Source organism: Streptomyces griseus, from assembly GCF_001715295.1.
Taxonomy (GTDB): Bacteria; Actinomycetota; Actinomycetes; order Streptomycetales; family Streptomycetaceae; genus Streptomyces; species Streptomyces griseus_G.
The window spans coordinates 665,194-673,900 of sequence record NZ_MDKB01000005.1 but is presented as its reverse complement, the minus strand read 5'-3'; the positions used below and the strand labels follow the sequence as shown (position 1 = coordinate 673,900).

General features: G+C 68.8%; 9 protein-coding genes. All 9 read left to right on the top strand.

Features of this window, described 5'->3' with window-relative positions:
* Window positions 1-209: 209 nt before the first annotated feature.
* On the top strand, window positions 210-818 hold the full coding sequence (locus tag BA175_RS27715) for a CDP-alcohol phosphatidyltransferase family protein (protein ID WP_069174245.1): 609 nt from the start codon (window positions 210-212) through the stop codon (window positions 816-818).
* Between the two features lie 110 nt (window positions 819-928).
* Complete coding sequence (locus BA175_RS27710) at window positions 929-3,424, top strand: mannose-1-phosphate guanyltransferase (RefSeq protein ID WP_069174244.1); 2,496 nt, start codon at window positions 929-931, stop codon at window positions 3,422-3,424.
* A 96-nt stretch (window positions 3,425-3,520) separates the two neighbouring features.
* Complete coding sequence (locus tag BA175_RS27705; protein ID WP_069174312.1) at window positions 3,521-4,441, top strand: DUF881 domain-containing protein; 921 nt, start codon at window positions 3,521-3,523, stop codon at window positions 4,439-4,441.
* On the top strand, window positions 4,438-4,770 hold the full coding sequence (locus BA175_RS27700; RefSeq protein WP_003970459.1) for a small basic family protein: 333 nt from the start codon (window positions 4,438-4,440) through the stop codon (window positions 4,768-4,770). The genes BA175_RS27705 and BA175_RS27700 overlap by 4 nt, the downstream gene beginning before the upstream one ends.
* Window positions 4,771-4,775: 5 nt before the next feature.
* Window positions 4,776-5,591, top strand: coding sequence for a DUF881 domain-containing protein (locus BA175_RS27695; protein ID WP_069174243.1), 816 nt, complete (start codon window positions 4,776-4,778; stop codon window positions 5,589-5,591).
* Between the two features lie 190 nt (window positions 5,592-5,781).
* Window positions 5,782-6,573, top strand: coding sequence for an FHA domain-containing protein (locus BA175_RS27690; protein ID WP_079159834.1), 792 nt, complete (start codon window positions 5,782-5,784; stop codon window positions 6,571-6,573).
* 42 nt (window positions 6,574-6,615) lie between these two features.
* On the top strand, window positions 6,616-7,359 hold the full coding sequence (gene ftsR / locus BA175_RS27685) for a transcriptional regulator FtsR (protein ID WP_069174241.1): 744 nt from the start codon (window positions 6,616-6,618) through the stop codon (window positions 7,357-7,359).
* A 53-nt stretch (window positions 7,360-7,412) separates the two neighbouring features.
* A complete protein-coding gene (locus BA175_RS27680; RefSeq protein WP_003970463.1) occupies window positions 7,413-7,886 on the top strand; it encodes a bifunctional nuclease family protein in 474 nt (157 codons plus the stop codon).
* Window positions 7,887-8,054: 168 nt separating this feature from the next.
* Window positions 8,055-8,675 carry a MerR family transcriptional regulator gene (locus BA175_RS27675; protein ID WP_069174240.1) on the top strand — a complete coding sequence of 207 codons (621 nt, stop codon included), beginning with the start codon at window positions 8,055-8,057 and terminating at the stop codon, window positions 8,673-8,675.
* The last annotated feature ends 32 nt before the right edge of the window (window positions 8,676-8,707 follow it).

Sequence of the window (8,707 nt, the reverse complement as noted above, 5' to 3'; positions counted from 1 at the left end):
CTGTGGGAGAGTAGGACGCCGCCGAACAATTTTTCCGGGAAAGCCCCGTGCCGTTGGCACGGGGCTTTCCTGCGTTCACGGCCCGATCGGTACCCGAAAGCCCCTGACAGCCGGCCCCCGCCTCCGCCCTACCCCCGTGCACCTGGCCCCGGTGGCTGCGGGTAAGGTCGGGGGGCATCATCGGCACATTCTTCACAGGAGGCCCCCGGGTGGAGGTCCAGGAGACTCGAGTTCAGACGGACCGAGTACTCACCATCCCCAACATCCTCAGCATGGCTCGCCTCGTCGGTGTGCCGCTCTTCCTGTGGCTGATCCTCCGCCCCGTGTTCGGTGGGCCCAACAGTGACGGCTGGGCCCTGCTGGTCCTGATGCTGAGCGGTGTCAGCGACTACCTCGACGGCAAGCTGGCCCGCCGGTGGAACCAGATCAGCAGCCTCGGCCGGCTCCTGGACCCCGCTGCCGACCGCCTCTACATCCTCTCCACGCTCGTCGGACTCACCTGGCGGGAGATCCTCCCCCTCTGGCTCACCGCGGCCCTGCTCGCCCGTGAACTGATGCTCCTCGTCATGGTCGGAATCCTGCGCCGGCACGGATACCCGCCCCCGCAGGTCAACTTCCTCGGGAAAGCTGCAACGTTCAACCTGATGTACGCCTTCCCCTTGTTGCTGCTCAGCGACGGAAGTGGTTGGCTTGCTTCGTTGGGCGCCATTTTCGGATGGGCGTTCGCTGGGTGGGGTACAACCCTCTATTGGTGGGCAGGGATCCTCTACGTGGTCCAAGTCCGCCGACTCGTCAAGGCGGATGTAGTAGCCGATTAGCCCGTTGATGCGGTGCCGTGCAGAGTCGCCGGTCCGCAGCGGATGCTGTTCAGTCGCCCCGACGGGTGAAGTCGGCTAGACCGTCGTCTCTCAAGGAGGACGTTTCCGACATGAAGGCCGTTGTGATGGCAGGCGGTGAAGGCACCCGCCTTCGCCCCATGACCTCGAGCATGCCCAAGCCACTTCTCCCCGTGGCCAACCGCCCCATCATGGAGCATGTGCTGCGGCTGCTCAAACGGCATGGGCTCAATGAGACCGTCGTGACCGTTCAGTTCCTCGCGTCCCTCGTCAAGAATTACTTCGGCGACGGCGAAGAACTCGGAATGGATCTCAGCTATGCCAACGAGGAGAAGCCGCTCGGTACAGCGGGAAGCGTCAAGAACGCCGAAGAGGCTTTGAAGGACGACACCTTCCTGGTGATCTCCGGTGACGCCCTCACCGACTTCGACCTCACGGATCTCATCGCCTTCCACAAGGAGAAGGGCGCCCTCGTCACGGTCTGTCTGACCCGGGTCCCGAACCCCCTGGAATTCGGGATCACGATTGTCGACGAAGAAGGCAAGGTGGAGCGCTTCCTGGAGAAGCCGACATGGGGCCAGGTCTTCTCCGACACGGTCAACACGGGTATCTACGTCATGGAGCCCGAGGTATTCGACTACGTCCAGGCCGATACCTCCGTGGACTGGTCGGGGGACGTGTTCCCGCAGCTCATGAAGGACGGCAAGCCGATCTACGGCTACATCGCCGAGGGCTACTGGGAAGACGTGGGCACCCACGAGAGCTATGTCAAGGCCCAGGCCGACGTCCTCGAACGCAAGGTCGACGTCGAGGTGGACGGCTTCGAGATCTCGCCCGGAGTCTGGGTGGCAGAGGGCGCGGAGGTCCACCCCGACGCCGTACTCCGCGGGCCGCTGTACATCGGGGACTACGCGAAGATCGAAGCCGGTGCCGAGATTCGCGAGCACACCGTCGTGGGGTCGAACGTCGTCGTGAAGTCCGGCGCGTTCCTGCACCGCGCGGTCGTGCACGACAACGTGTACATCGGTCAGCACAGCAACCTGCGTGGCTGTGTGATCGGCAAGAACACCGACATCATGAGGGCCGCCCGCATCGAGGACGGCGCCGTCATCGGCGACGAATGCCTGGTCGGTGAAGAATCGATCATTCAGGGCAACGTCCGGGTCTATCCCTTCAAGACCATCGAAGCCGGTGCCTTCGTCAACACCTCGGTGATCTGGGAGTCGCGCGGACAGGCGCACCTCTTCGGAGCCCGGGGCGTCTCCGGGATCCTGAACGTGGAGATCACCCCCGAACTCGCGGTCCGGCTCGCCGGCGCCTACGCGACGACCCTGAAGAAGGGCGCGACGGTCACCACCGCCCGTGACCACTCCCGCGGCGCCCGCGCCCTGAAGAGAGCGGTCATCTCGGCCCTGCAGGCCAGTGCCATCGACGTCCGCGACCTGGAGAACGTCCCGCTGCCGGTGGCCCGGCAGCAGACCGCTCGCGGCAGCGCGGGCGGCATCATGATCCGGACCTCTCCGGGCGTTCCGGACTCGGTCGACATCATGTTCTTCGACGAGCGGGGAGCCGACCTCTCCCAGGCGAGCCAGCGCAAACTGGACCGCGTCTACGCCCGCCAGGAGTACCGCAGGGCCTTCCCCGGCGAGATCGGTGACCTGCACTTCCCGTCGAGCGTCTTCGACTCGTACACGGGCTCCCTGTTGCGCAACGTCGACACCACCGGCATCGCGGACGCCGGCCTCAAGGTCGTCGTCGACGCGTCCAACGGCAGCGCCGGCCTCGTGCTGCCCAGCCTCCTCGGACGGCTCGGCGTCGACGCCCTGACCATCAACCCCGGACTCGACGAGTCGCGGCCCACCGAGTCCGCCGAGACCCGCCGGGCCGGACTGGTGCGCCTCGGCGAGATCGTGTCGTCGGCCCGCGCCGCCTTCGGCGTGCGGTTCGACCCGGTCGGTGAACGGCTCTCGCTCGTCGACGAGCGTGGGCGGATCATCGAGGACGACCGGGCGCTGCTGGTCATGCTCGACCTCGTGGCGGCGGAGAGGCGGAGCGGCCGGGTCGCCCTGCCGGTGACGACGACACGCGTGGCCGAGCAGGTGGCGGCCTACCACGGCACGCAGGTGGAGTGGACGACCACATCGCCCGACGACCTGACACGGGTCGGACGGGAGGACACCACCATCTTCGGCGGCGACGGCCGCGGCGGATTCATCGTCCCCGAGTTCAGCAGTGTCTTCGACGGAGCGGCGGCCTTCGTGAGGCTGATCGGGCTGGTCGCCCGGACGCAGCTCACCCTGAGCCAGATCGACGCCCGCATCCCGCGCGCCCACGTACTGCGCCGCGATCTCGCCACCCCCTGGGCGGTCAAGGGACTCGTCATGCGACGGGTCGTGGAAGCCGCCGGGGAGCGCAGCGTGGACACCACCGACGGCGTCCGGGTGGTCGAGGCGGACGGGCGCTGGGTGATGGTGCTGCCCGACCCGGCCGAGGCCGTGACCCACCTGTGGGCCGAAGGCCCCGACGACGCCTCCGCTCAGGCCCTCCTGGACGAGTGGGCGGCGATCGTGGAGAGCACCGGGGACTGAGCCGAGCCCCCGTGACCCGGAAGCCACGCCCCCCGGCTTCCGGGTCACGGTGGGGCCGTTCGGCGGCAGTCGGCATGACGTGCGACGATGTGCGGCATGTCGCAGCCGCCCCCCGATCGGAGTAGCGCTCAGCCGCCTCCACGCCCCGACGCGTCCATGTCGCTGCTGACCACGGTGATGGAGCACAGCCTGGACGAGGGGTACGCCGAGGCCTCGGCACGCCGCCGGGCCGACGGGACCGCCGGGCTGCCCCGCACCCTCACCGCGAAGCTGGGTCTGGCGGCCTGCCTCGTGCTGGCCGCACTCGTGGTGACCCTGGGTGCCGCCGAGGCGCGGGTGGCGGCGCCGGTCGTGGCCAAGGAGCGCGAGGAGCTCATCGACCGGGTCAACGCCGAGACCGCGACCGCGGACGCCCTCGGGGCCGACGTCGAGGAACTACGCAAGGACGTCGGTGAGCGGCAGCGCAAGGCGCTGGAACGCCACGGCGGTGACCAGGGCGGCCTTGTCGCGCTGCTTTCCGGGGCAACTCCGGTCCAGGGCCCGGGAGTCAGGTTGGTCGTCGACGACGCGAAGGACACCGACCAGGGCGGCGGCGGCCCCCGGGAGTCGACAGGTTTCTCCGACACCGGCCGGGTACGCGACCGCGACCTGCAGCGGGTCGTCAACGGTCTGTGGCAGTCCGGGGCCGAGGCCGTGGCCATCAACGGTCAGCGGCTGACCGCCCTGTCGGCCATCCGTGCCGCGGGCGACGCCATACTGGTCGACAACAGGCCGCTCGTACCGCCCTACACGGTGCTCGCGGTGGGCGACGGGCCGAAGCTCGCCGCGGCGTTCCGGGACAGCGCGGACGGCCAGTACCTCCAGGCGCTGCACGAGAGCTTCGACATCCGTACCGGCATCTCCGAGCAGGAGAAGGTGCGCCTGCCGGCCGCGCCGAGCCTGATCGTACGCACAGCAGTGCCCCAGACCGCGAAGACGGGCCGTGGGGCGGCAGACACAGGGAAGGGCACATCGTGATCGCCGTACTGGGCCTCGTCGTGGGAGTCGTGGTCGGACTGTTGGTCCGGCCCGAAGTGCCGGCGGTGGTCGAGCCCTACCTGCCCATCGCCGTGGTGGCGGCGCTCGACGCGGTCTTCGGAGGACTGCGGGCCATGCTCGACGGGATCTTCGTGGACAAGGTCTTCGTCGTGTCGTTCCTGTCGAACGTCGTGGTGGCCGCCCTGATCGTGTTCCTCGGCGACAAACTGGGCGTCGGGGCCCAGCTCTCCACCGGTGTGGTCGTCGTGCTCGGCATCCGCATCTTCTCCAACGCCGCGGCGATCCGCCGGCACGTCTTCCGGGCATGAGGCCGATGACCGACGACAAGCACCAGCACCGCAGGGACCCCCGCGCACTGCCGCCCGAGGTACCCGCTCCCGTACCGGCCCCCGGCACGGCGCCCGAGGAGAGCTCCGGACGTCAGCGGCTGCTGGCCGGACTCTGGCCACCGAGGGTGAGCCGGGCCCAACTGATCGTGGCCCTCCTCCTGTTCGTCCTCGGCCTGGGCCTGGCCATCCAGGTCAGGTCGAACAGTGACAACAGCGCCCTGCGCGGCGCCCGGCAGGAGGACCTGGTCCGCATCCTGGACGAGCTCGACAACAGGACCCAGCGCCTCGAGGACGAGAAGCAGCGCCTCGACGACCAGCGCACGGAACTGGAGAACAGCTCCGACCAGGCGGAGGAGGCCCGCAAGCAGACCCTCGAGAAGGAACGGCAGCTGGGCGTCCTCGCAGGCACCGTCGCGGCTCACGGCCCCGGGATCACCCTGACCATCAGCGACCCCGGCGGCGCGGTCGAGCCCGACATGCTCCTGGACGCCATCCAGGAGCTGCGCGCCGCCGGCGCCGAGGCCATCGAGGTCAACGGTGTGCGGGTGGTCGCCAACACCTACTTCTCCGGCGACGCGGGAGATCTGAAGGTCGACGGCCGTACGATCAGGGCTCCCTACGAGTTCAAGGTCATCGGCAGGCCGCAGGACCTCGAGCCGGCGCTCAACATCCCAGGCGGAGTGGTGCAGACGCTCGAGAAGGAGCAGGCCACGGCGGAAGTGGCGCGCTCCGAGGACATCGTCGTCGACGCCTTGCGACCGGCGAAGCAGCCTGACTACGCTCGGTCGTCCTCCCCGTGAGGCCGCGGCGTGCGGGGCTCGGAGGACACGGGGACGAGGTTGCGGGGGGTCGGCGCATCGGATCGGTGGCGTGTGGTGGAAACTGTCGGGTGGATACGGACGTTGTGAAGATGTCCGGGTCGGCAGGTGTGTTCGTTCGAGGTTCGTCCTGCCCCACGGGCGGGTCTATTTCGGTCAAGGGGAAACGCCCGTGAAGTTGTTTGCGAAGTGGTTCGGAAAGAGTGCACGCGAGGACGGCAACAGCGCCGCCCGGCACCGTGCTCCGCGTCAGGGCCAGGGTGCCGAGGAGCAGGGCGCGGAGCGCCCCCTCTTCCGCGACGAGCGGCCGGACCGGCCGGGGGGCGGCGCCGGTGTGTCGTCCGTTGACCCCGCCGGTGCCGGACGCATAGGTTTCGGGGAATCGTCGACCTCGAGTACGGGTGGAGGGTTTCCCCCCGCCCCGGAGGGTTCGTCCATGCCGGTGTGTTCCAGGTGCGGGCACCGAAACGCCGAGGCCAGCCGTTTCTGCTCCAACTGCGGCGCGCCGCTGAGGGGCGGAGTGCCCGAGCGTGCCTCGGAGACGACCTCCACCATCTCGATCTCCGGCATCGAGGCGTACGAGGCGGAGGTCACGGGGCAGACAGCCCTCCCTTCCCTGTCGCCGGAGGCCCAGGCCGCCGTCGACGCCCTCCCCGCCGGTTCCGCGCTCCTGGTGGTGCGCCGCGGCCCCAACTCCGGCAGCCGTTTCCTTCTCGACGGCGATCTGACGACGGCCGGACGTCACCCGCAGAGTGACATCTTCCTCGACGACGTGACCGTGTCGCGGCGTCATGTGGAGTTCCACCGGAATCCGGACGGTAGTTTCACCGTGGGTGACGTCGGCAGTCTCAACGGCACCTACGTCAATCGCGAGCGCATCGATTCCGTCGCGCTGACCAACGGTGACGAAGTCCAGATCGGGAAGTACCGTCTGGTCTTCTACCCGAGCCAGCGGGGCGTGTGACCCGTCCCCCGGACCCTGTCCGGGGGACCACCAGGAAGGTCCATGCTGCGAACAACGACAGGCGGTGCCGGTCACGGCACCGCCTCCCCGGACGAGCGCCCCATGAGCATCGGTACGGTGCTCCTGCGGCTACGTGACGAGTTCCCCGACGTCACGATCTCCAAGATCCGCTTCCTGGAGGCGGAAGGACTCGTCGAGCCGCAGCGCACCCCTTCCGGATACCGGAAGTTCCGCCGGTCCGACGTCGAGCGGCTGGCCCAGGTGCTGCGCATGCAGCGGGACCACTACCTGCCGCTCAAGGTCATCCGTGAGCATCTGGACGCCCTCGCCCGTGGTGAGAGGGTCACCCTGCCTCCTGGCGCGGAACAGGGCGAGCTTCCGGACGGCGGCCCGCAGCAGGACGCGGGGCAGGTGACGGCGACCCGTATCGGGCGCCAGGAGCTCCTGGCCGCCACCGAGGCCACCGAGGAGCAGCTCGACGACTGGGAGTCGTACGGCCTGATCGTGCCCACGCCGGAGGGGAGCTACGAGGCCGAGGCCGTCACCGTGGCGCGACTGGTGGCGGATCTGGGGCGATTCGGTCTGGAACCGCGGCATCTGAGGGCCGTGAGAGCGGCCGCGGAGCGTGAGGCGGGACTGGTCGAACAGGTGGTGGCCCCCCTGCGCCGGCACCGGAACCCGCAGACCAGGGCGCATGCGGAGACCACGGCCAGAGAGCTGGCGGAGCTGTCGGTCCGGCTCCACGCGACACTCGTGCAGAGTGCCCTGAACGTGCGTTTCCACTGACTGCGCAGGAGCCCGACTATCCAAACATGCCGGGCACGTCCTAGGGTTGCTGTGTGAACGAGCTCGACGTTGTGGGTGTCCGGGTGGAAATGCCCTCCAACCAACCGATCGTGCTCCTGCGTGAAGTGGGAGGCGACCGGTACCTCCCTATCTGGATCGGCCCTGGGGAAGCGACCGCGATCGCCTTCGCCCAGCAGGGCATGGCTCCGGCCAGGCCGCTGACCCATGATCTCTTCAAGGATGTGCTCGAGGCCCTCGGCCAGGAGCTCACCGAGGTCCGGATCACGGACCTGCGGGAAGGGGTCTTCTACGCGGAGCTGGTCTTCGCCAGCGGTGTCGAGGTGAGCGCGCGGCCGTCCGACGCCATAGCGCTCGCCCTGCGCACCGGCACGCCGATCTACGGCAGTGACGGGGTGCTCGACGACGCGGGGATCGCCATCCCGGACGAGCAGGAGGACGAGGTGGAGAAGTTCCGCGAGTTCCTCGACCAGATCTCTCCGGAGGACTTCGGGACCAACAGCCAATGACCGTCCGGTAGGGGCTCCGTCAGCGCATCCGAGAAGCCGTTCCCGTGTTCCGGTCACGGGAAACCACCCTCAGGGTGATTATCACTCGGCGTGCCGAGTGTGGCGATCGTTGACGCACCCCTGGTGACTGCCTACCTTCGAGAGGGCAGGTCAAGGACGGAGGTCGGCGTGAGAAGCAGCGGCGACGGTACGGCTGCGGGTGGGCCGTACCGGCAGCACGGCAGTGCGGCCGACCAGACCATCAGACAGCCGGCCGTACGGCCGGCGATGATGGCGGCGGACGGTGTGGCAGTGGGAGACGACATCGGCTATCGGGGGCCCACGGCATGCGCGGCGGCCGGGATCACCTACCGGCAGCTCGACTACTGGGCGCGTACGGGACTGGTGGAGCCGAGTGTCCGTCCGGCCTACGGGTCGGGGACGCAGCGCCTCTACAGTTTCCGGGACGTGGTCCTCCTCAAGATCGTCAAGAGATTCCTGGACACGGGGGTCGCGCTCCAGAACATCCGCTCCACGGTCCAGCACCTGCGAGCCCGCGGGTTCACCGATCTCGAGCGCATGACGCTCATGAGCGACGGCGCCACGGTCTACGAGTGCTCCTCGCCGGACGAGGTCGTGAATCTGCTGCAGGGTGGCCAGGGCGTCTTCGGCATCGCCGTGGGGGTGGTCTGGCGGGACGTGGACGCGGCTCTGTCGCAACTGCACGGAGAGCGGGTCGACACGGGCGAGACCCTCGTCGGCAACAACCCCACCGACGAACTGGCCCGCCGCCGCAACCGCGCGGGCTGAGGACGCCCGGGGCCGCATGCGGGCCGGACGAG

Bases quoted from the DNA above. Each gene is read 5' to 3' on its own strand.
- BA175_RS27710 (WP_069174244.1), top strand. From the start codon at position 929: ATGAAGGCCGTTGTGATGGCAGGCGGTGAAGGCACCCGCCTTCGCCCC.
- BA175_RS27705 (WP_069174312.1), top strand. From the start codon at position 3,521: ATGTCGCAGCCGCCCCCCGATCGGAGTAGCGCTCAGCCGCCTCCACGC.
- BA175_RS27695 (WP_069174243.1), top strand. From the start codon at position 4,776: ATGACCGACGACAAGCACCAGCACCGCAGGGACCCCCGCGCACTGCCG.
- ftsR (WP_069174241.1), top strand. From the start codon at position 6,616: ATGCTGCGAACAACGACAGGCGGTGCCGGTCACGGCACCGCCTCCCCG.